Source organism: Acinetobacter sp. 797_lipA, assembly GCF_058243025.1.
Map to the genome: position 1 here is coordinate 626,225 of NZ_JBZAYQ010000001.1, position 19,235 is coordinate 645,459.

General features: G+C 41.0%; 21 protein-coding genes, 1 rRNA gene and 2 pseudogenes. 7 read left to right on the top strand and 17 right to left on the bottom strand.

Translation table 11 applies throughout. The features are described 5' to 3' along the window. Positions 1–158: 158 nt before the first annotated feature. A 5S ribosomal RNA gene (gene rrf / locus AC4CU2_RS03020) occupies positions 159–273 on the top strand. A gap of 169 nt (positions 274–442) precedes the next feature. Here rrf and AC4CU2_RS03025 read toward each other — a convergent pair. The 7 genes and pseudogenes from AC4CU2_RS03025 to AC4CU2_RS03055 all read right to left on the bottom strand — a co-directional run bounded on the left by AC4CU2_RS03025 (position 443) and on the right by AC4CU2_RS03055 (position 5,000). Continuing rightward, positions 443–850, bottom strand: a pseudogene (locus AC4CU2_RS03025) (roadblock/LC7 domain-containing protein). An 18-nt stretch (positions 851–868) separates the two neighbouring features. Then, positions 869–1,417 carry a GTP-binding protein gene (locus tag AC4CU2_RS03030; protein WP_490768259.1) on the bottom strand — a complete coding sequence of 183 codons (549 nt, stop codon included), beginning with the start codon at positions 1,415–1,417 and terminating at the stop codon, positions 869–871. A gap of 9 nt (positions 1,418–1,426) precedes the next feature. After that, positions 1,427–1,984 carry a hypothetical protein gene (locus AC4CU2_RS03035; RefSeq protein ID WP_227509230.1) on the bottom strand — a complete coding sequence of 186 codons (558 nt, stop codon included), beginning with the start codon at positions 1,982–1,984 and terminating at the stop codon, positions 1,427–1,429. Positions 1,985–2,474: 490 nt separating this feature from the next. After that, positions 2,475–2,834: pseudogene (locus tag AC4CU2_RS03040) on the bottom strand (roadblock/LC7 domain-containing protein). Positions 2,835–3,229: 395 nt separating this feature from the next. Continuing rightward, entirely contained in the window at positions 3,230–3,889 is a 660-nt protein-coding gene (locus AC4CU2_RS03045) for a hypothetical protein (RefSeq protein ID WP_490768260.1), read from the bottom strand. A 17-nt stretch (positions 3,890–3,906) separates the two neighbouring features. After that, complete coding sequence (locus tag AC4CU2_RS03050; protein ID WP_005400226.1) at positions 3,907–4,338, bottom strand: ClpXP protease specificity-enhancing factor; 432 nt, start codon at positions 4,336–4,338, stop codon at positions 3,907–3,909. A gap of 8 nt (positions 4,339–4,346) precedes the next feature. Further along, a complete protein-coding gene (locus AC4CU2_RS03055; protein ID WP_490768261.1) occupies positions 4,347–5,000 on the bottom strand; it encodes a glutathione S-transferase N-terminal domain-containing protein in 654 nt (217 codons plus the stop codon). Between the two features lie 123 nt (positions 5,001–5,123). Here AC4CU2_RS03055 and AC4CU2_RS03060 point away from each other — a divergent pair, with 123 nt between their 5' ends. Beyond that, the gene (locus AC4CU2_RS03060; protein WP_490768262.1) at positions 5,124–5,558 is read left to right on the top strand and encodes a hypothetical protein; all 435 of its coding nucleotides are present in this window, start codon (positions 5,124–5,126) and stop codon (positions 5,556–5,558) included. A gap of 123 nt (positions 5,559–5,681) precedes the next feature. Here the strand turns inward: AC4CU2_RS03060 and rpsI are convergent, their stop codons facing one another. Further along, on the bottom strand, positions 5,682–6,068 hold the full coding sequence (gene rpsI / locus AC4CU2_RS03065) for a 30S ribosomal protein S9 (RefSeq protein ID WP_004695095.1): 387 nt from the start codon (positions 6,066–6,068) through the stop codon (positions 5,682–5,684). 12 nt (positions 6,069–6,080) lie between these two features. Next, positions 6,081–6,509 (bottom strand): 50S ribosomal protein L13, encoded by a 429-nt coding sequence (gene rplM, locus AC4CU2_RS03070; RefSeq protein WP_004695096.1) that lies wholly within the window; start codon positions 6,507–6,509, stop codon positions 6,081–6,083. 491 nt (positions 6,510–7,000) lie between these two features. Between rplM and pdxA the strand changes: the two genes are divergently transcribed. The 3 genes from pdxA to AC4CU2_RS03085 are packed head-to-tail and all read left to right on the top strand — an operon-like array spanning position 7,001 to position 9,664. Continuing rightward, positions 7,001–7,969 carry a 4-hydroxythreonine-4-phosphate dehydrogenase PdxA gene (pdxA, locus tag AC4CU2_RS03075; protein WP_078426773.1) on the top strand — a complete coding sequence of 323 codons (969 nt, stop codon included), beginning with the start codon at positions 7,001–7,003 and terminating at the stop codon, positions 7,967–7,969. A 32-nt stretch (positions 7,970–8,001) separates the two neighbouring features. After that, positions 8,002–8,814 (top strand): 16S rRNA (adenine(1518)-N(6)/adenine(1519)-N(6))-dimethyltransferase RsmA, encoded by an 813-nt coding sequence (gene rsmA, locus AC4CU2_RS03080; protein ID WP_004695098.1) that lies wholly within the window; start codon positions 8,002–8,004, stop codon positions 8,812–8,814. Between the two features lies 1 nt (position 8,815). After that, positions 8,816–9,664, top strand: coding sequence for a symmetrical bis(5'-nucleosyl)-tetraphosphatase (locus AC4CU2_RS03085; protein WP_160362178.1), 849 nt, complete (start codon positions 8,816–8,818; stop codon positions 9,662–9,664). A 43-nt stretch (positions 9,665–9,707) separates the two neighbouring features. Here AC4CU2_RS03085 and AC4CU2_RS03090 read toward each other — a convergent pair whose 3' ends face one another. The 5 genes from AC4CU2_RS03090 to hflX all read right to left on the bottom strand — a co-directional run bounded on the left by AC4CU2_RS03090 (position 9,708) and on the right by hflX (position 13,400). Continuing rightward, positions 9,708–10,157 carry a DUF2147 domain-containing protein gene (locus tag AC4CU2_RS03090; protein ID WP_004695101.1) on the bottom strand — a complete coding sequence of 150 codons (450 nt, stop codon included), beginning with the start codon at positions 10,155–10,157 and terminating at the stop codon, positions 9,708–9,710. A 280-nt stretch (positions 10,158–10,437) separates the two neighbouring features. Further along, on the bottom strand, positions 10,438–10,881 hold the full coding sequence (locus AC4CU2_RS03095; RefSeq protein ID WP_058870235.1) for a DUF2147 domain-containing protein: 444 nt from the start codon (positions 10,879–10,881) through the stop codon (positions 10,438–10,440). A gap of 87 nt (positions 10,882–10,968) precedes the next feature. Then, complete coding sequence (locus AC4CU2_RS03100; RefSeq protein ID WP_201702537.1) at positions 10,969–11,643, bottom strand: LrgB family protein; 675 nt, start codon at positions 11,641–11,643, stop codon at positions 10,969–10,971. 10 nt (positions 11,644–11,653) lie between these two features. Next, positions 11,654–12,025, bottom strand: coding sequence for a hypothetical protein (locus AC4CU2_RS03105; protein ID WP_004695106.1), 372 nt, complete (start codon positions 12,023–12,025; stop codon positions 11,654–11,656). A 43-nt stretch (positions 12,026–12,068) separates the two neighbouring features. Continuing rightward, positions 12,069–13,400: a ribosome rescue GTPase HflX gene (gene hflX, locus AC4CU2_RS03110; protein WP_004695107.1), complete on the bottom strand. Its 1,332-nt coding sequence runs from the start codon at positions 13,398–13,400 to the stop codon at positions 12,069–12,071. A gap of 301 nt (positions 13,401–13,701) precedes the next feature. Here hflX and AC4CU2_RS03115 point away from each other — a divergent pair, with 301 nt between their 5' ends. After that, entirely contained in the window at positions 13,702–14,526 is an 825-nt protein-coding gene (locus AC4CU2_RS03115) for a lysophospholipid acyltransferase family protein (protein ID WP_490769202.1), read from the top strand. A gap of 4 nt (positions 14,527–14,530) precedes the next feature. Here the strand turns inward: AC4CU2_RS03115 and AC4CU2_RS03120 are convergent, their stop codons facing one another. Further along, positions 14,531–16,159 (bottom strand): phospholipase D family protein, encoded by a 1,629-nt coding sequence (locus AC4CU2_RS03120; protein ID WP_490768263.1) that lies wholly within the window; start codon positions 16,157–16,159, stop codon positions 14,531–14,533. Positions 16,160–16,260: 101 nt separating this feature from the next. Here AC4CU2_RS03120 and AC4CU2_RS03125 point away from each other — a divergent pair, with 101 nt between their 5' ends. Next, positions 16,261–17,271 (top strand): metallophosphoesterase, encoded by a 1,011-nt coding sequence (locus AC4CU2_RS03125; protein ID WP_490768264.1) that lies wholly within the window; start codon positions 16,261–16,263, stop codon positions 17,269–17,271. A 7-nt stretch (positions 17,272–17,278) separates the two neighbouring features. Here the strand turns inward: AC4CU2_RS03125 and AC4CU2_RS03130 are convergent, their stop codons facing one another. Next, a complete protein-coding gene (locus AC4CU2_RS03130) occupies positions 17,279–17,701 on the bottom strand; it encodes a hypothetical protein (RefSeq protein ID WP_159153300.1) in 423 nt (140 codons plus the stop codon). A 142-nt stretch (positions 17,702–17,843) separates the two neighbouring features. Continuing rightward, on the bottom strand, positions 17,844–19,157 hold the full coding sequence (locus AC4CU2_RS03135) for an MFS transporter (protein ID WP_490768266.1): 1,314 nt from the start codon (positions 19,155–19,157) through the stop codon (positions 17,844–17,846). Between the last annotated feature and the right edge of the window lie 78 nt (positions 19,158–19,235).

Here is a 19,235-nt window from a genome sequence, read left to right on the forward strand (position 1 = left end):
AAAGCTAAGTACAATGCGCAATGAGATAAGATAAAGCACTGCTTTAGATTATCGCAAGAAACTCAGATATACCTGTTAATGTATTCTATTTGGAACGAAGTAAGGCATAGACTGTAAGTACAGTTGAAATAAGACCCGAACAAGTCCATAACAGTTGTGCTGGCGACAATAGCAAGAGTGAACCACCTGATCCCTTCCCGAACTCAGAAGTGAAACCTCTTAGCGCTGATGGTAGTGTGGAGTTATCCATGTGAGAGTAAGTCATCGCCAGCTCATTAATTCTAAATCCCCCTCCGCTTAAAGCAGAGGGGGATTTTTTTATGCTGAATATATTAAATAATAAATGAGAGACAAGAAGAATATTAGCTAAAAATAGCCGTTAATATTTAATAGGTTTAGTTGCTATTAAAAACTAAATTTGTTTATATTTTTATCAGATGGATCAGTATTGCATGATTCGACTGCTGGCATTTTTTAGGGTATAGAGTAGCTGTCCTAAGAGTACATCTTTTTCAGTCAAGGTTACGATAATCATTGGATGATTTGAAGAAGGGATCGAGGTTAAAATGGCTTTACCATTGTCTGCATCCAAAGTAATTGATTGACAACCTTCGAGATGAATTTCATTCATAAAGGCCGCAACCATAGCTAAAATCGAGCTACTAACTGCTGCAAGCTTAGTACTGTTATAACCATCTCTCTTATAAACATGGGCTAACTCGAAGCCATCTGTGCTACACAGCATGACCTAATTGACACTGCGAACATTCATGAGAACATCTTGGATCTCATTCTTTGCAAAATCAATTAACTCTTTTGGTGCTGTGCGGCTTTGCGCTAAAGTAAACATATAGAACCTCGTTAAGGGTTAATTGGCAATATTTGAGTTGATCTCAATGGATGTAATAAGCGCTTCTAATAATAACAAAACGTCATCTTTCTTCCTTGCATCGATAAAGAAGAGTGGAGAAAAGAGATCATTTTGTAATAACCAGTCTTTATAGATAGTGGTTGATTTGGTTGACTCAGAAAGAAGATCGGTATGTGTAATACCGATCGCAATATTGTAGGTAAAGTTTTGAAAGGTTTCCAGATAACTTTCTAATTCTTGAATAGGGTTGTCTGAATGATGGTCAATCAAAATTACAGCACCAATAGCACCTTTAGTAATGGCAGACCAAATAAAGTCGAAGCGGCTTTGCCCAGGTGTACCATATAGCCCAATGGTCAGGTTTTCATCAAGCGTGATTTCACCATAATCAATACCAACAGTAGTTTCCAATTTGGTATGGCTCTGTGCATCTGTGTTGAAAGCCTCCGTTTGCAGTACAGGAATCTCTGAGAGTGATCGAATCGCCTCTGTCTTACCCGCGCCCATACCACCAGCAAAAACAATTTTAAAGCGTTGTAAAATCATATTATTATCCTATATGCCTAGTTTTTTTCTTAGTTTTCCAAAAAAGCTTTTAATTAATCCTGCTTCTTCTGTAACTTGAGGCATTTCTGGTGGGTTAAAGTGTTTATCCCAAATATTGATTTTTGAGAGATTATGGGTCGCGATATTGGCTGCAATAAAGCGCTGCACAGTTTCAATAGGCAGGTTCAACTGCGTTGCAATTTTTGAAACTTTACCACCTTGAATAAAGCAGCTGGAAAGTTGAAAAATAGTTTTCCTGTCCACATTGCTTGCTGGCTTAGGCCACATATGGATCTTAAAGTGCCCATCTTCAGGTGCAATTTCTTTCAAAAATATGGGTGAGTCCCAAAAAAACTGCCATAACCAGTCGCTAAGTATATGGGGTTGCTTACGTGAGACTTTCATGAAGTTACTGGTGCTGGCAATGTCATAATCAAAACCAGAATCTGTAAAGGTTTGTTCTCGTTCTATATTGAGCCAAGCGATATTTTTCTGAATATCAATAATGGCAATGGTGCCCAAAGTATCAAAAAGATGTAGCTTTGAGTTGCGTTCGGTATCCAGCATTTTGCTGAAATATTCTAATTTATAGGGTGTTTTTTTATTCTGAGTTTCGATAGGAAGGATTTGTTGATTGTTAAAAGAGGGATGTAGTAGATGTTGAATAATCCAATTCGAGAAGCTTTCAAGATGTGTAATTGGTAAAGAAAGTATGTTTTCGTGGAGTCGGTTTTCGTTATAGTTTTGCTTAGAAATTTTTAGCCATGGGAACTGACGACTTCGAATGATCTTTTGGATCCCTTCGGTTTCATAAAAACTTTCATGGATAAATAAACAATCAATAGTTGGGTCAGCAGCGGAGCTCCAGTTAATTTGATACTCTTAAGGAATGAGATTACGTAGCTGTGTTTTACGTTCGTCAGAATGGTTTGAACTCAGGCCGGTAATCGCAATATTAATATATTGCTTATTCATAGTGTTTCTTTAATTTAATTAGGTTGAAGAGGACAACGCATACAACCCCTTTCCCAAAAGGATGAGAAAGGGGCAATTCAAATTAAGAAAAATCTAGGCCTTTTTCATATCCTTTGAGTTCATGGCGAGCCATGGCAAGATTTGCTTTAGAGCGTTCAAGGACAAGATATAAGAAAATTTTGTCATTGCCTTCTAAAGGACGAATAAGGTGATACTACTTACCCAGCGTAATTAAAATATCTTCGATGGTGTCATTCAAGTTCAATGCTTGTGCAACACGTCGTTTTGAGCGAACGACTTCACTATTACCTGCAGCCGCGAGTTCTAAATCGATGCTTCCACCGCCTTGAGTTGCTAGGGCCAAGCCGCTTTCCCCATCGACCAATGCTGCTGCATAGAATCCATCGATATTTGCTAATGCTTCCAATGACACTTTAGCCATAGTTTTTCTCTTTAATTTTATGAGTTTTGAAATCCTTTTAACTTGTTGTTTCACAAGTCGATTTAATTATATGGACGGAGTGAAAAAATTATCAATATAAATAAATGTAACAAAAAAAAAGATGAATAAATATACGATTAAACCCGAGGCTTTTAGTCAGTTTTTGCTACAGATTCTGTGATTAAGTTTGCGTATTTTAAAAAGGAGTGTGAGAAAGTTTATTGTTATTTGAAAAAGTGTTTAATTTATTTGCTATTGTAACAAAATGTAACTTTTACCATTTGGACAAATAAAAATAAAAAGAAATCGATTTTTTTGATTTTTAAAGATGAAACATATAATTATTTTTCATTAAAAAATAAAGGGATGCGCAAAATGAGTGCATCCCTTGGAGATTAGACAAACATTTGACTTGCTGCGCAATAAAGTCCCCATAAAATCGCGATAGCGACAGCAGGCTCAATCAGTTTTGCCCATGTTGGCGTTGGATTTTGCTCTGCTACCTGTGTGTGTAGCTGATCTGAGTGGTCTGTTGCGTGTTGATTTACCATTTGATTAAACTCCTTCATCGTCTCTTCTAATGATAGCTCTTCTTCAGGCTTTGGTTTAGAGCCAATCAGCTCTGTTAGCTCACTTGTTGTCCAAACCCAGTCATCAGCCAGACCAGAGAGGTGCTCGATTTGACCGACAAGCAACTCGCGTATTCCATGTTCGCCAAAGTTTCCCGTGACATCAAGTTGTTTGAGTTCAGCAAACTGCAGGCTCAACATGCTGGTTAGGCTGTGCTCTAAGTCTGCCTTTGCTAACTGTGATTCATTTTGCGGAGACGTGGTGAGATGCCTTGCAAGTTCTTGAATATAGAGGTGATCTTGAGTTTGAATCTCTTGATAGAGCTTGGTGCCATCTTGACGCATCAAGGTGATGAGTTTTCCAAGCGAGAGAGTGTTGGCCTCAGATAGATATTGAAGTCGCTCCTCATCTGAATATTGACTCAGAAGCTCAGGCTTTTGAATTTTAATCTGCTCTGCAAAATATTGTACTAAATCAAAAGCCATATAATTACTCCATTTTATTAATCTAATAACCTTAAACTTGGTTTTTTCTTAGCGGGTTCAGTTTTTTCTTCATTGTCTGATTTTAAAGCATTTTGCTCACTTTGGGTATGATTGTCATACTCACTTGGATCGAAGAATAAGCCTTGTCCATTTTCACGGGCATAAATGCCAATCACGGCATTAAGTGGGACATAAATATCACGAGATACCCCACCAAAACGTGCAGAGAAGGTAATCGCATCGTTGCTCATATGTAGCGCATGTACGGCATGAGGGACGATGTTTAAGACAATTTGGCCATCTTGAATAAACTGTTCAGGAACGAGGGTATTTGGTTGGGTTGCATCGACCAATAAATGCGGTGTTAGTTGGTTATCACAAATCCATTCATAAATGGCGCGAGCTAAATATGGACGAGTCGGCGTAAGGTTTAATTCTTGATCAGACATAATATTCTCTACGGCTGTTTAAATTCAGATTGATAATGGTTGTTCTCCTGCAAAGTTAAAGACTTTAAAAATGCAGGACGACTAAAAATACGTTGACAATATAAATAGATTGGGCGGCATTGCTGTTTGGGTAAATGCACGCCCATGCTGTTTAAGCGTAGAAAGATAGGCGCAAGCATGCAATCTAAAATACTAAAGCTTTCCGACATGAAATAGGGGAAATGCTGGAACAATGGTGTTAGGGAAATGAGTGTATCTTTCAGTTTTTTTTGTGCTTGCAGTTTTGCTTGTTCATCGAGTGTATCTGGATGGCGTAGCATCATATCGGCAAGTTTTAACCAATCTTGTTCAAAGCGCCAAATATACTGACGCTGTTCCGCACGAGGCATAGGCGCGTCGGCATAGAGCTTGTTTTGACGATAACGATCGTCTAAATACTCGGAGATGATATTGGCATTAAATAGTTTTAAATCATTTTCAATCAACATCGGCAGCTGATTATAAGGGTTTAAGCTGGCGAGATCTTCATCATCGGCATCACTTAAAACCAAATGGTATTTGATTTGCTTCTCTGCAAGTACATAACGAATCCAATGGGAGCGAAAATCATCTGCATGGCTATACAGCGTAATTCCTTGAAGCGGAGTAGTTTCGACAGACATATTTCAAGAAACTAGGTGAAGTGAATCGGTTAGAATACTAAAAATAGCCAATAAAATCATCTTAACTTTAATATGCTTATACAATCGAACAACTTGGAATAAATGAAAAATAAGGATAGAACCATGCAGCTTATGCTCAGAATCACCCAATTGATCGCAGTTATTATATTAATGACTTCTATCTCAAATAGTTATGCTCAAAATCAAGATGCAGCCGATCAAGTAGATGTAGCGCAGCAGACTGCTGAATATGCAGCTTGTATTGCCGATGAAGCCTGTGATGTTGCTACTTCTGTATCTGAGGATGAGATGTATGGCGGCATTCAGCAAGAATATACAGTAAAAGGCTGTAAGGTCACTGTTTATAATGGTGGGCCTGTGAAAATGGTCGATGAGAAAACCGACGAGCCGTGTAATGCACCACTTCCCAAAGATCATCAATTCTCTAATTCTAAAGAAGTACATACATATCAAGAAAATGATTGCATCGTTACCGAACAGATTAGTATGGATGGTGCTGCTGATGCGACAATGGACTGCTCAAAGAGAGGTCGGTAAAATAACATCTAAAACTAGAATTTAATCGATCTATTTAAACGTAAGTAAATAATTTTGAAGAAAAATATAGTATAAAAAAACCTCGGAAAATTCCGAGGTTTTTTGTCCGATTCGGTAAACGAATTAACGTTTAGAGAATTGAGGACGTTTACGAGCTTTACGTAAACCAAGTTTCTTACGTTCAACTTCACGAGCATCACGAGTAACGAAACCAGCTTGACGAAGAGCAGGTTTAAGTGTTTCGTCAGAAGCGATCAACGCACGAGTAATACCGTGACGGATAGCGCCAGCTTGACCACCGATACCACCACCAGCAACAGTGATGTAAAGGTCATACTTTTCAGTAACTTCAAGAAGCTCTAAAGGTTGACGAACAACCATACGAGCAGTTTCACGACCGAAGTATTGCTCAAGAGTACGGTTGTTAATTACGAGCTTGCCTGTACCAGCTGACAAGAAAACACGTGCAGTTGCGGTCTTACGGCGACCTGTACCATAATTAGTAGCCATGTGCTGTATCCCTTAGATGTCCAAAACTTGTGGCTGTTGAGCAGCGTGTGGATGCTCTGTACCTGCATACACTTTCATTTTCTTGATCATTGCATAACCAAGAGGACCTTTTGGTAACATACCTTTAACAGCTTTTTCTAAAACTGCTTCAGGTTTGTGAGCGATTAACTTTTCAAAGTTAGTCTCACGGATACCACCAGGGAAGCCAGTGTGGCGATAGTATTTTTTATCAAGTGCTTTTTTACCAGTCACTTGAATTTCTTCAGCATTGATTACAACGATATAATCGCCAGTGTCAACGTGAGGAGTATAAGAAGTCTTGTGCTTACCACGTAGACGACGAGCGATTTCAGTCGCAAGGCGACCTAAAGTTTTGCCAGAAGCATCAACAACGTACCAGTCGTGTTGAACTTCAGCAGGCTTAGCGCTGAGAGTTTTCATTAAACCACTACCTATTATAGTTGGTTTGGACTATGGAATCTGTCCAAACAAAAGGAGACGCGATTCTAAACGAAGTTGCTCAGAATCACAAATGAAAATATAAAATTTCAAGAGCCGTATTTTAAGGTATTTCCCTGCATAAAGGAAGAGATCAAAGTTTATTCTTTTTAAAAAACCACAAAAGAATTCAAACTTTAAAAAAATGGGGAACAGTGATATTGAACTTTATGACTTCACTGAATGAAATACGGGATCATGACCATAGAACCATTTTAAAATAACGGATAGTACAGGAGTTACGACTCGCAATTTCTTTGCTCATGTTTTATATGTTTGAGGCTTTATTTTTTCTTTGAAAGTCGATGGAATGTGAAAACAGGATAAGTGAGGATTTAAATATAAAAGAATAGGTTCAAGTTGAGTGCGGTGAATGCGGAGATACTGGGTGAGACGTTGTATAATAGTCAAAACGCATTTTACTTGAGTTGATCATGCTGCCTTTATATGTCACCAGTGGTGAACCTGCTGGGATTGGTCCAGATATTTGTTTAAGCCTTGCTGCTCGTATAGATGAGCGTCCGATCGTGGTCCTTGGTGATATTAACTTGCTACGTACACGTGCAGCATGTTTGGGATTGGACATTGAACTGATTGAATATTCAGGGCAAGAAGCATCATCAACTCAGGGTCAACTTTATGTTGAGCATGTGCCTTTAAGCAAAGCTGTTGTAATGGGTGAGCTCAATCCTGAAAATGCGCCTTATGTCTTAGAGCAGCTACGACGTTCGGCCGATTATGCTATGTCCGGTAAAAGTGTAGGTGTTGCAACTGCACCTGTACAAAAGTCAGTCATCAATGATGCTGGGATTCACTTTAGTGGACATACCGAATACTACCAAGAATTTGCTGGTGTTGAACGTGTGGTGATGATGCTCGCAACCAAGACCTTGCGTGTTGCGCTGGCGACTACACATTTGCCCTTAAGAGCTGTAGCTGATGCGATTACTAAAGAGCGACTGCATCAAGTGCTTGATATTTTAATTCAGGACTTAAAAAGCAAATTCAAAAAAGAGCATCCGCACATTTTAGTGTGTGGCCTAAACCCACATGCAGGGGAGGATGGTTATTTGGGTATGGAGGAAATTGAGGTGATTAACCCTGTGCTGGAAAGCTACCGTGCTCAAGGCATAAATATGAGCCTGAGCCTACCTGCCGACACTTTATTTACCCCAGAAAACTTAAAAGATGCCGATGCTGTTTTGGCGATGTATCACGATCAGGGCTTACCTGTGTTAAAATCGCAAGGGTTTGGTGAAGCCATTAATATTACTTTGGGCTTGCCGTTTATTCGTACCTCAGTTGATCATGGCACAGCTCTCTCCCTCGCAGGCACAGGTCTTGCGAAAAGCTCAAGCTTACAGGTCGCTGTTGATTTAGCGTTAGAATTAGCTCGTCACTAATGTTCAGTGATTAACTCACGTTGGAAAATTTTATGTATCAAATTAATGCCTTAAACCCTAAAGATGAAGGGCACCATACGCGTAAGCGTTTTGGGCAAAACTTCTTACATGACCAACGTGTGATTGCCAAGATTGTACGTTCAGTTGCACCACGTTCGGGCGATAATATTGTAGAAATTGGCCCGGGTTTGGCAGCCTTAACCTCTCCGTTGATTGGTGAGTGTGACGCACTTACGGTGGTCGAATTAGACCGTGATTTGGCGGCAGGTTTGCCAGGGCGTGTGCCACATCCTGAACGTTTAACCATTATTGAAACCGATGCACTGAAGTACGACTTCACCAACTTATTTGAAGATGGTCGTCCTTTACGTGTTGTGGGTAATTTGCCGTATAACATCTCAACGCCACTTTTGTTTCACCTCTTGGAGTTTGGTGACAAAGTTAAAGACATGCACTTTATGCTACAAAAAGAAGTGGTTGACCGTATTACTGCTTCTCCAAATAGCAAAGAATATGGTCGTTTGTCGGTGATGATTCAGTATTTCTGTAAACCTACGTTCTTGTTTGAAGTACCACCGGGTTCATTTAACCCGCCACCAAAAGTGACTTCTGCGGTGTTCCGTTTAGAGCCATATGCGGTTAAGCCTATTGTGGCAAAAAATGAAAAAGCCTTGGCACGTTTGGTCTCGCACGTCTTTACTCAGCGTCGTAAAACTTTGCGTAATAGCTTAAAAGGCATGTTGGTTGAAGATGGTTTTGAACAAGCGGGTGTTGATCCGATGGCACGTCCAGAGACTTTAACACTGGCTCAATTTGTGGCATTAGCAGATCAAATGGTGGCTTAAGGTGACAGGTGCAGAGATTCGATACAATTATGTCATTGGTGATGTGCAGGGTTGTTTTGAAGCACTAAAAGCCTTGCTAAAGACTATTCAGTTTGATCCTGACCAAGATTTTATTTGGTTTGCAGGGGATTTGGTTGCTCGTGGTGAAAACTCATTGGGTGCTTTACGCTTTATTAAAAAATTAGTAGAGCGTAATGCGGCTGCAACAGTTTTAGGAAATCATGATTTAACTTTGCTGGCGGCTGCACGTGGCATTAAAGCAATTAAAGACAAAGATAACATTCGTGATGTGATTGATGCGATTGATAGTGATGATTTGATTGATTGGCTACGTAAACAACCCTTGTGTGTGTTTCCGAACGCAACCACGGTTCTGACGCATGCAGGCATTCCAACCAATTGGACAGCAGAACAAACTGCTGCTTTAGCCGCAGAAGTTGAGGCGGTCATTGCAGCGGATGATTTTGATGTTGTCGATGCCTTTTTAAAAGAAATGTATGGCAAAGAGCCTACCTTATGGTCGGATGAACTGACGGGGCATGCGCGTTTACGTTGTATCGTAAATTATTTGACTCGTATGCGTTTAACCGATAGTGCTGGGCGTTTGGAGTTTAGTTTTAAAGACTCGCTCAACGACCCGATGCCTGAAGGCTTCAAACCATGGTTTGAATTTGCTTCACAAGCAGCGCAAACCCATAAAGTTGTGTTTGGTCACTGGGCTGCTTTACAAGGCAAAACCATTTCAGACTCGATTCAAAATGTAGATGGCGGTTGTGTTTGGGGGCATCAATTAATGGCTTACCGTTTAGAAGATGAGACCTTATTTGCCGTTGATAATCCAGTTCAATAGCACATGCATTAAAAAAGCCACGAAGTTCGTGGCTTTTTTATTCTTAGTCGATTCTTAACCAGGTTTGGTTACGACCTAAAGCAGAAACACCGATGTATGCACGTAGAGAAAGACGCTTTCCTGTGGCATTCAGTTTCATTTTCGCATCATAAAGTTTGCCAGACAGTGGATCAATCACACGACCTTTTTCATAGTTATTGGTGCCGTCGACATGCTTTAAGCCTTTAATAATGTCCATACCCAAAATTGGTTTGTTGGTATATGGCGTAGGGCAATTCACGCAAGTTTCTTTTGGTGTATAACCTGGGCGTGGTGTAATTTTTACAATTTTTCCAGTGTAAGTATTATTTGACTCTTTACGAATTTCGATAATGGCTTTTGGTGAGCCTGACTTATCATCAATTTGTTGCCATGTCCCTGTTAAGTCCTGTGCAAATGCTCCCCCGCAAAGCATGGACAATGTTAATCCCGCGATAAAAAACTTACTTTTCATATAAGGTTCTCTATAGTTTCACAAAAAGATATCCAAGACACAGAAAAATAAACAGTTTGCACAAGGCAAACTGTTTTGTGTTTAGATATGAGTTAGGCAGTTGCCTTTAAAAATTGAAAAATCATACATGCTTAGCTGAAACTCTTTTATTCATTGAATTTGAAACAATCAGACTAAGTTTGATGCAATGTATGAGTGACTCAGTGGTGGTCTACAAAATCTAAAATGAATTGATCACGTGATTGCGTAGACCAAGCCTGTTCAGTAATAAGAACCTAGATTATTCTCGAATCCACGTTTGACTACGACCTAGAGCAGATATGCCCACGTATCCTCGCAAGGTTAAGCGTTTGCCATTCGAACTGAGTTTTGCTTTACAGCTATAAATATTACCAGACAGTGGATCAATGATTTTTCCACCCGTGTAATTGGTATCACCGCTGTGTTTCAAACCTTTCATCACATCCATGCCTAAAATAGGCTTATTGGTATACGGCGCAGGGCAATTAATACAAGTTTCTTTTGGTGTATAACCCGGACGAGGCGTTACTTTAACGATCTTAGCGGTATATGTCCCATTTGATTCTTGGCGAATCTCAAGGATGGCTTTTGACGACCCAGTTTTGTCATCAATATTTTTCCAAGTGCCGCTAATATCTTCAGCGAAAGCTGTACTACCTATAACGGTTGTAGCGAATGCGATTGCAAGTGTCAATTTGCTCATGAACAAAATCCTTTTATCATTTAATCAACGACAAACTCATCTTAAGTCGATTTTTTAAACAATACAATTGTTTATGTGAGGAACATATCACATTTTTTGCAAGTATAGAATAAACAACGGTAACCAGATTGCTGTAAATACCGCATTGACAGCCATTCCAAAGGCTGCATAACGTCCAGCAATACTTCCCCGTTGCCATGCTTGAGCTGTACCGATGGCATGAGCTGCAAGACCTAGCGCTAAGCCCGATGCTCGTTCATCATTAATATGTTTGAGGATCAGTGGTGAAAATGCAGCACCAATCACACCGGATAAAATAACGATTAAAATTGCCAGACTCACAGGGGCTTGCAGCAGTGTTGCAATGTTAATCGCAATTGGCGTTGTGACTGCGCGTGTGGCAAATGCCATAATGGTAGGATCGGACAAATGTAATAGATAAGCCAGTCCCATCGGCAGTCCGACCGCACTGATACTGGCAAAGACTAAGATGCCCACCACTGCTTTGAGGGGGAGGTCATCATAGCGCATAGCAGCCAATGGAATAGCTAATGCGACCGTCACATAACCGAGCAGATGGTTAAACACTGGATTTACCTGTGCCATATATTGCTCATACGGAATGTTTAAAAACAACAGCAGGGCAATCACAAAGCACATGCCAAAAACAATCACGGGAATTTGTGGCAGTTTTTTGTTGAGTGGCTTTGCCAGTAAGTAGGCAACGAGGGTTAGGAAAAAACCGAAAATAATGGGAATCATGTGCACACTCCTAAAGCCATTTCTTAGACATTTTTGCGTAAACCCACAGTGGAATTAGTGTGCTGACAAATAGCACCACCAAAAACATTGGGATTTCACTGCCTAAATGCGTCATCATCAGCAGGGAGCCTGCACTGATAGGTAGAAAAGCAAAGGCACTTTCTTTCATGATTTTATTGTTGGTATCGACCAAACGTGCTGGAATTTTATGAAATTTTCTCCAACCCAAAAGGACGATTAATAAACTAATCAGTCCAATTAAATTGCCCAGTTCAGGATGTCCAAAACGTCCAGTGATCCACACGGCCGCTTCACGAAAGATGATGATCAGGGCAACCGTGCCGATCCATGCTTTCCAATCAACAGTTTTTATCCATTCCATTTTGTTCTGTCATTAAAATTTTACTTATCACGTTTTAACCGATTTAGCTTTTGATTTCAAATTCTTCGAGTTCACGATGAAATTGTTTTGCTTTCAAACCTAAAATTTCATTAATCGGTAAATGTGCTTGTTTGATCAATTGTTCAAGTTTATGTGGCGCAATATACACTTGTAGGTGTAGGTTGCCCTCATCATCATAATTTTCAGATTGAATCACATTTAGGGCGTACAGTTGATTACGCAATTTTCCATAGGCAGGTTTGAGCAGGACGTCAAAATTTTGAATTTGGCCCATCAAGCACTCTTGGACCGCTTGGCGTAGTAGATCAAATCCTTCGCCTGTATGTGCTGAGACATAGACACGCTCAGGTACATTTGGTTCAGCGTAAATGATTTTGGCTTGTTCGCCACTTTGATCGATCTTGTTATACACCCGTAGAATTGGAATATCTGCGCCAATTTCTTTGAGCACTTTTTCAACAGCTTCAATTTGTTCCATATGGTCAGGACTGCTCGAGTCAATCACATGCAACAGCAAACTGGCTTCTAATGTTTCCTCTAGCGTCGCTTTAAACGATTCCACTAAAGCATGCGCAAGATTACGCACAAAACCAACCGTGTCGGCTAAGACCAACGGGCCAATACCATCCCATTCCAAACGTCTTAAGGTTGGATCTAAGGTTGCAAATAATTGATCTGCGGCATAAACATCAGATTTGGCAAGGGTGTTAAACAGGGTCGATTTGCCCGCATTGGTATAACCAACCAAAGAAACGGTTGGAATCGCGGCTTTTTGACGTGCAGCACGCCCTTGAATACGGGTCTGACGGACTTTTTCTAATTTATCTTTAAGTTGTCCAACCCGGACACGGAGTAAACGACGGTCAGTTTCGAGTTGTGTTTCACCTGGACCACGGAGTCCAATCCCGCCTTTTTGGCTATCGAGGCTAATGCCTGTACCGACCAGTCGAGAAGACAAGTGATCCAATTGAGCCAATTCGACTTGAAGTTTCCCTTCATGGGTACGGGCACGTTGTGCAAAGATATCTAGAATAAGGCGTGTACGGTCAATAACACGGCACTTAATAATGCGACTCAGATTACGTTCCTGACTGGGCGTCAGGGCATGGTCTATAATCACTAGTGTGGCTTCAAGCTCCTCAACACGAGCAGCAATTTCTTCTGCTTTGCCTGAACCAATGAAATATTTAGCATCGGGTTTGAATCTTTGAGCGTGAACATGCTCCAGAATTTCTGCACCTGCCGACTTAGCAAGCAAACGAAATTCTTCTGCATCAAGGTCTTCCAGAATATGGATGGCAACACTGACTAAAATGGTTTTTTCGCCACCTTGCTTCTGCTCAAAATATTCCACTAAATTCGATCTCACATTGAAAACTCTAGTGTAGATGAATTTGCTGAGATTGAGCGAAATAGTTATGCCGTTGCCTTACATTGAGCGAAATAAGTGAACCAAAAGCAGCAAGGTGCCAAAGTATAAAATACTGAGCCCTATAATAAATTTCAGTGCCTGAACAGGATTTAACGGCGGAGCTGGAGGATTCATTTGATCGTTCATATACACACCATGTTAATGCAAGTTGCTCAAGATCAGTATAGAATGAGCCGAAATCAATGATTAAATGTTGAATGAAGCTGTGCCAAGTGAACCGTCTATGCAATCGAATACTGAAATAAAAACAACATCAATAAAAGGTGTCTCTAAGCTTTTTCTGTATGGTAAAAAGCTGGCTTCAGGGCTTGGCGCCGTGTCCGTAGGGTTTTATTTGGTATATCGACATGGCTTGTATAAAGACATTAACAATCCACAAAATACCCGTTACGTGCAGTATTTCTGTCGTCGACTGTGCAAGGTTTTTAACATTGATGTTCATGTCCACGGGGATATTCCACGTAAGCCTGCCCTTTGGGTCAGCAATCATATTTCATGGTTAGATGTCGCGGTTTTAGGCTCAGGCGCACGAGTTTTCTTTTTGGCCAAGGCTGAAATTGAAAAATGGCCTGTGTTTGGCAAATTGGCAAAAAGTGGTGGAACCTTGTTTATTCAACGTGGTTCAGGCGATTCCATCAAAATTCGAGAGCAAATTACAGCGTTTTTAAAACAAGATATTCCTGTGTTGTTTTTCCCGGAAGCGACCACGACCGATGGTTCTAAAGTGAAAAAAGTTCATGGACGTATATTAGGCGCAGCAATTGAGGCCCAGCGTGATGTGCAAATTTGTTTGATTTGCTATGTGAATCAACAGGGCGGACTTGACCAAGTCTCTCCGTTTATCGGTAACATTAGTTTTGCCGAGCATGTTAAAAAAGTACTAGAAATGCCACAAGTCACGGCACATTTAGTTGCGCTCCCAGCCATTTGTACCGCAGGACATACGGTTGAGAGTTTAACGGCACTGGTCCAACAAAAAATGGTGCAAGGTTTGGCTGATTTACATCACAAAGTTTTGAAGTCCCAACCCAACATGCAACAAGCTTGAAGGCTTACATAAAGCCTTCAATCGGTAGCCAAGAAACGACTTTGAGACCAGCACGTTTGAACCAATTCATTTTGGGTTCAGTAGTATAGGTTTTGGTAGAGCCATCAGCTTGTTTAATTTGCCAGTTAATGTTTTTATTTGCATCTAAAACCAGTTTATAGGCATATTTACTGAGGTTTTGGTCCATGGTGTAGTGTACTGCTTTAGCCAGCGGCGGACTGTTCAGTAAAACCCCAATTTCTGTATTTAAGTTGGCAGAGCGGGGATCAAAATTAAATGAACCAATAAAAACCTGTTTCTCATCAATGGCCATGAGTTTGGCATGCAGACTCGAGCGGCTTAATCCTTTGATGCTGACTTTGGCTTTTTTCGAAATTTCTTCATTGTTTTCGTTTAGGGCTTCGGCCGCAGGCGTGGCTAAAAACTCATAGAGTTGAACACCGCTTTCCAGCAAGTCTTCACGATATTTTCCATAGAAAGCATGTACCAACGGCACATCATTGGCTTTAAATGAGTTGGTCAGTACGCGAACTTGAATGTCACTTTGAGCGAGGTTTGCCAGATGTTTTTTGCCTTTACGTTCAGGCACAAAATAGGCCGAAATAATGTCGATGCTTTCCATTGGCTTTTCTAAATGGGTTTGCAACTGGAAGTTTAAATGTTCTTCTTTTTTCGCACGAGACTTGGTTTTGCTTGGTGAGTCTTTCACCACTTCGGCTTTGACCCAATCGAACTGGATACTATCATTTAGCCAGTGTTCAAAGGCCTGCGAACGATTGGCCAGATCCAAATAATTTTGTACGGTCACTTCCTGATAGTGCTGCTCTAACTGGGTTTTTAAACCCTCATAACGCAAGCTGTAATGGTTGGCGTTGACAATTTGACGCACTGGAAAGGCATAGTCGTCATTCCAGTATTCATCGAAGGAATGCACAATTTCATCTGAGGCAGAGCCGACCAACATCACATCAACATCGGAAAACTGATAACTGTCGCTGACGTTATAATATTGATTGCTCATGTTACGCCCACCAATCAACGAAATTTGATTATCGGCAATGAAGCTTTTGTTGTGCATACGACGGTTGATGCGTTTTAGATTTAAGACCATATCCATCGCACGATAGTGACGGAAGCGGTAGGGGTTATACAGTTTGATGTCGATATTGGCGTGTTGGTCGAGCGCTAAATAAATGCCTTCCATTTTCTTGGCATTGTTATCATCGATTAGTAATCGAACCTTCACCCCGCGATCAGCGGCTTTCAAAATAGAATAAAGCGCTAAAGAACCAATACGATCGTTGTCCCAAATATAGTATTGTAGATCTAAGGTCTTTTCTGCCTTATCAATGAGATGGATACGCGCGGCCAATGCTTCGAGTGGATTATAGAGAACATGGAAACCTGTAAGGCCCGGATTTTGTTCACGTAAAGGCAGTACGATTTTGCCTAAACTGGTTTTATCTGTTGGCAAATCAAAGGCATAGACGGGCGTCTGTGGGATCTGTTTGGGTAAGGTGTTACACGCTGGGACAGTCAAAACCATACAGCTCAGCAACAACAGTTTGGCACCTTGCTGAGTCGAAGATGAGCGGAAAAAAGTTTGTTTCGCTAAGCCGTGAGGTTTTTCCATCGTCGTAAAGTCTATAAATTTGGTTTGAGTATAATTCTGAGCTGTGAAAAGATAAACAGAAGATTATGTGTTCTTGATGAACAATTTGTGAGTAAAAGTCTATGATCAATACACACTCCGTCGTGTTCTATTTTTATATTGCGATGGCCTTGCTTGCGGGGTGGGCGGTGTATCAGGCATGGATCAGCCAAACCAATACGGAGACTATTCATCCGTTTAAAGCCTTTGTGCATTTGTTGGCTTTTTATCTCTCTTATTTACTCATTCCTTTGTTTTTCTTTAGCTTGTATGCTGGTTTTCAGGGGTATTATTCATGGCATGAAGCTATTTTTGTGTTTTTGGTCAGTGGTGTACTTTGTTATGCACGTTTCATTGAACCGCATTTTGTACATGTCAAAACCACTCAATATCAAATCCAAGAAGATTATAAATTACTCAAACCCGTTCGTATTGCGTTAATTGCCGATCTACACATTGGTCTATTTTCAGGGCATGAGCGACAGCTGAAAACCATCGTCAAGCGACTGAATGAGCAAAAACCTGATTTGGTGGTGGTTGCAGGCGACTGGACTTATGAACCTGAAAATACACTGGCAGAAGAATTAGAGGTGTTGCAAGAAATTAATGCGCCAGTCTATTCGGTCAATGGCAATCATGATGAGCAATATCCAGGTCCGCCGATTCAAAATTTGTTAAGACATGCTTTGAAGGTGAATAATGTGATTGATATTGAAGGTCAGATTGTTGAATTTGAAGAGTTTCGTCTGATTGGAGTCGGGGATTTGTGGGCAGGCAAGGCGGATATGCGTTTTATGCCGCATTTACCGCAGGACAAACCGTGGGTCATCCTATCGCACAATCCAGACACGGTCGATATGATACCCGCTTTACCCAGCCGTCCTTTAATGCTTTCGGGTCATACGCATGGTGGTCAAGTTGAGCTGCCATGGCTCACAGACTATGTAATGAAAAAAGTATCTATATTAGGACACAAAAAAGGCTTGTACCGACATGAACATGCGGATGTGTTTGTCACGGTTGGAACAGGTATGGTGGGTGTGCCGTTTCGTTTTCGCGTACCACCGACGATCGATATTATTGAACTGATTTAAGTTGGGTTTAGAACCAATAAAAAATAAAGCTTAAAACCAAAATGACCACAGCCAAGACGATCCAAAGGTTGTGATTTTTTGTATGAAGCGCTTGTAGGTCTTGTATTGCATCGAGGTTATTCACTGCTGTGCTATGCGGGCTTTGTGGCTGTTGTTGTGTAAAGCTCCGTCCTTCAGACACAAGGGAGCTGTGGTGTCTTAGTTCAGCGGTTGATATGCGTGGTTGTTGATGTCGTTTATGGCGATACATGCTTTTTAGTGCAGCATCATGCCGCTTCGTGAGTTCAGTCACGATCTCTTGTGCATCATCGTATTGAAAAGCGGTATGTGTGGCGATGTATTGAATGGCTTGAATAATTTTATTTTCTTCAACTAATACGATGACATCAAGGAGTTGTTCATTGGTGAGTTGTTGTATTTTTTCATCCATTTTTTGGTCCTATTCATCTGTATCTCTCTCTATTTTTGAAGTAAAACGACAGATTTTAAATATGGTTTTTGTAGCGTTTGTTAACGCATTGGTATAAAAAAACCAGCATCATTGTGCTGGTTTTTAGGCATCAAATTCAGGGTTAAATTTGATTATTTACATCATCATTTTTGGTTTCACGGATCATTAAGAACGCACATAAAGACAGAAGCGATGCCGCCGTGAGGTAGTAACCTACTGCGTGTAAACCATAGGTGGTTGCAAGCTTGGTGGCAATGAGAGGTGCAAATGATGCCCCAAAGATCCCCGCAAGGTTAAAGGTCAGTGCTGAGCCTGTATAGCGAACGGATATTGGAAAAATTTCAGAGAGCACGGTGCCAATCGGTCCATAGGTTAAACCCATGATGGATAAACCAATACATAGGAACAAGAACACAACAAGGGTACTGCCTGATTCCAACATGCTTGAGAACACTAAACCAAATAACGCCGCAGCAACACAGACAGCAATAGATGTGGTTTTACGACCAAATTTTTCCGCTAAAACTGCTGACAAGGGGATGAATGCAGCAAAGCACAGGGTTGCGACCAGTTGAAGTTGTAAGAACTGTTCGCGGGTGTAACCCAGCTGTTTGGTACCCCATTGCAAAGCAAATACCGTCGTGAGGTAGAACACCACAAAGGTACAAATGGCTGCAATGGTACCTAAAATCAACATGCCCCAGTGTTTGGTGATCACTTCTTTAAATGGAATATTAACTTCTTTTTGCTTGTCTAAAACTCTCTGGAACGCGGGAGTTTCATGGAGTTGTAAACGAATCCACAGACCTACAATCACCAATAACGCACTTGAGATAAAGGGAATACGCCAGCCCCATGTCATAAACGCTTCTTCAGTCATAAAATGACCCAGCGTTAAGAATGAACCAGTTGCTAAGATAAAGCCAATCGGCGCGCCCAGTTGGGGGAACATGCCATACCAAGCACGCTTACCTTCAGGTGCATTTTCTGTGGCAAGTAATACCGCACCCGACCATTCACCACCTAAGCCGAGACCTTGACCTAAACGACACAGCGCAAGCAGTAATGGTGCGGCAATTCCAATTTGTGCATAGGTGGGCAATATGCCGATACACACGGTTGAAAGTCCCATGGTCAGCAAAGCTGCAACCAAGGTCGCCTTTCGGCCGATACGATCACCTAAATGTCCAAAGAGTGCAGCGCCAATCGGGCGTGCAATAAAGGCAATGGCGAAAGTTGCCAAAGACTGAATGGTTGCAGTCATTGGATCGGTACTTGCTGGAAAGAACAGGTACGGAAAAATAATGACAGCCGCAGTGGCATAAATATAAAAATCGAAGAATTCGATAGTTGTACCTACCAGACTGGCTGTAAGTACGCGGAATTTTGAGTTTACAGGCTGCTGTTCAGCAACAGCAGTATTTAATGACGCCATGGTAGACCTTACACTTAAAAAATAGTCGAACTGAGTTTTAAAAGCGTCATCTTTTTAAAAAAGGCGTAATTTTTTAAA

Excerpts from the sequence above, each read along its gene's own strand:
- AC4CU2_RS03045 (WP_490768260.1), bottom strand. The coding sequence starts at position 3,889 with ATGGCTTTTGATTTAGTACAATATTTTGCAGAGCAGATTAAAATTCAA.
- AC4CU2_RS03130 (WP_159153300.1), bottom strand. The coding sequence starts at position 17,701 with ATGGATGAAAAAATACAACAACTCACCAATGAACAACTCCTTGATGTC.
- rplM (WP_004695096.1), bottom strand. The coding sequence starts at position 6,509 with ATGAAAACTCTCAGCGCTAAGCCTGCTGAAGTTCAACACGACTGGTAC.
- AC4CU2_RS03105 (WP_004695106.1), bottom strand. The coding sequence starts at position 12,025 with ATGGAATGGATAAAAACTGTTGATTGGAAAGCATGGATCGGCACGGTT.
- AC4CU2_RS03030 (WP_490768259.1), bottom strand. The coding sequence starts at position 1,417 with ATGATTTTACAACGCTTTAAAATTGTTTTTGCTGGTGGTATGGGCGCG.
- AC4CU2_RS03095 (WP_058870235.1), bottom strand. The coding sequence starts at position 10,881 with ATGAGCAAATTGACACTTGCAATCGCATTCGCTACAACCGTTATAGGT.
- AC4CU2_RS03055 (WP_490768261.1), bottom strand. The coding sequence starts at position 5,000 with ATGTCTGTCGAAACTACTCCGCTTCAAGGAATTACGCTGTATAGCCAT.
- AC4CU2_RS03120 (WP_490768263.1), bottom strand. The coding sequence starts at position 16,159 with ATGGAAAAACCTCACGGCTTAGCGAAACAAACTTTTTTCCGCTCATCT.
- AC4CU2_RS03135 (WP_490768266.1), bottom strand. The coding sequence starts at position 19,157 with ATGGCGTCATTAAATACTGCTGTTGCTGAACAGCAGCCTGTAAACTCA.
- AC4CU2_RS03050 (WP_005400226.1), bottom strand. The coding sequence starts at position 4,338 with ATGTCTGATCAAGAATTAAACCTTACGCCGACTCGTCCATATTTAGCT.
- pdxA (WP_078426773.1), top strand. The coding sequence starts at position 7,001 with ATGCTGCCTTTATATGTCACCAGTGGTGAACCTGCTGGGATTGGTCCA.
- AC4CU2_RS03115 (WP_490769202.1), top strand. The coding sequence starts at position 13,702 with ATGCAATCGAATACTGAAATAAAAACAACATCAATAAAAGGTGTCTCT.
- AC4CU2_RS03035 (WP_227509230.1), bottom strand. The coding sequence starts at position 1,984 with ATGCTGGATACCGAACGCAACTCAAAGCTACATCTTTTTGATACTTTG.
- AC4CU2_RS03100 (WP_201702537.1), bottom strand. The coding sequence starts at position 11,643 with ATGATTCCCATTATTTTCGGTTTTTTCCTAACCCTCGTTGCCTACTTA.
- rpsI (WP_004695095.1), bottom strand. The coding sequence starts at position 6,068 with ATGGCTACTAATTATGGTACAGGTCGCCGTAAGACCGCAACTGCACGT.
- AC4CU2_RS03090 (WP_004695101.1), bottom strand. The coding sequence starts at position 10,157 with ATGAAAAGTAAGTTTTTTATCGCGGGATTAACATTGTCCATGCTTTGC.
- AC4CU2_RS03060 (WP_490768262.1), top strand. The coding sequence starts at position 5,124 with ATGCAGCTTATGCTCAGAATCACCCAATTGATCGCAGTTATTATATTA.
- rsmA (WP_004695098.1), top strand. The coding sequence starts at position 8,002 with ATGTATCAAATTAATGCCTTAAACCCTAAAGATGAAGGGCACCATACG.
- AC4CU2_RS03125 (WP_490768264.1), top strand. The coding sequence starts at position 16,261 with ATGATCAATACACACTCCGTCGTGTTCTATTTTTATATTGCGATGGCC.